At 39.7% G+C, this 849-nt stretch carries 2 protein-coding genes and 1 pseudogene; 2 read left to right on the top strand and 1 reads right to left on the bottom strand.

Annotation, left to right across the window (positions count from 1 at the left end; translation table 11 throughout):
- On the top strand, positions 1–69 hold a 69-nt coding region (locus ELS82_RS27585), incomplete at its 5' end, for a YHYH domain-containing protein (protein WP_134837549.1).
- Between the two features lie 198 nt (positions 70–267).
- Here the strand turns inward: ELS82_RS27585 and ELS82_RS25455 are convergent.
- Entirely contained in the window at positions 268–528 is a 261-nt protein-coding gene (locus tag ELS82_RS25455; protein ID WP_134837818.1) for a hypothetical protein, read from the bottom strand.
- Between the two features lie 207 nt (positions 529–735).
- Between ELS82_RS25455 and ELS82_RS25450 the strand changes: the two are divergent.
- Positions 736–849 (top strand): annotated as a pseudogene (locus tag ELS82_RS25450) (GNAT family N-acetyltransferase); the annotation flags it as partial.

The following is an 849-nucleotide window of genomic DNA, read 5'->3' as shown; positions in this document are numbered from 1 at the left end:
GGCACAGATGCTAATGGTTGTCATACGAATAGCAAAACAGGTGACTACCATTGCCACAATCGAAAATAATCTGATCTAAAAGACATGAAAGGCGTGGCTTGTCACGCCTTTTTATATTCGGTTAGCAATAAGTTCATCAGCATAACAATAAATTCAAGCAGATTCGCAACGCTTGGCATTTTCGGTTTGAATCGGTTTATGTGTTTACGGCACAATACTTTAGGTTGGTGGCAGCGTTGCTCACTACTTAATTTGGCGTTATGTGTATTAACTTGGATCTCTTTTTCTGTAGTAATATACGGATATACGCTGAGCAAAAAATGCTAGAGCTAGCATTGCTAACACGCCAATAACGATGAGAGCAATAAAAACGGCAGCTAAATCGTTATAACCATTAGACGCTACGTATAAGTTGACTAACGTGATTCCCAGCACCAATATGAGAACCATACCGATTATGGCGAAAAAGAGAATGCCCCATGCATGTAGATCTGGGGATATTGGTCTTTGGTATTTCTGAGCAGCCATAATATTTACCACTGAACAACCTTGTACCAAGTATAGTCGAGTAACTTCTTGACTATACACATAACAATAAATTTAAGCAGATTCGCAACGTTTGGCACTTTTGGTTTGAATCGGCTTAAGTGTTTACGGCACAATGGATTAGGTTAGGTGGTGCGTTGCTCACTACTTAATTTGGCGTTATAAGGCTCGAAGATAAAAGGAATTTACGTGGAAATTAGAGTAGGGAAGCTAAGCGATGTCGCAGCCATCACCGATATCTTTAACTTTTACATAGAGCATACTAACGCTCGTTTTGAGGAGCAGGCATTTACGCAAGAAAAT

The organism is Vibrio ouci (genome assembly GCF_004551525.1).
GTDB lineage: Bacteria > Pseudomonadota > Gammaproteobacteria > Enterobacterales > Vibrionaceae > Vibrio > Vibrio ouci.
The sequence above is the reverse complement of the archived record's forward strand: the minus strand, read 5'-3'. Positions and strand labels throughout refer to the sequence as shown.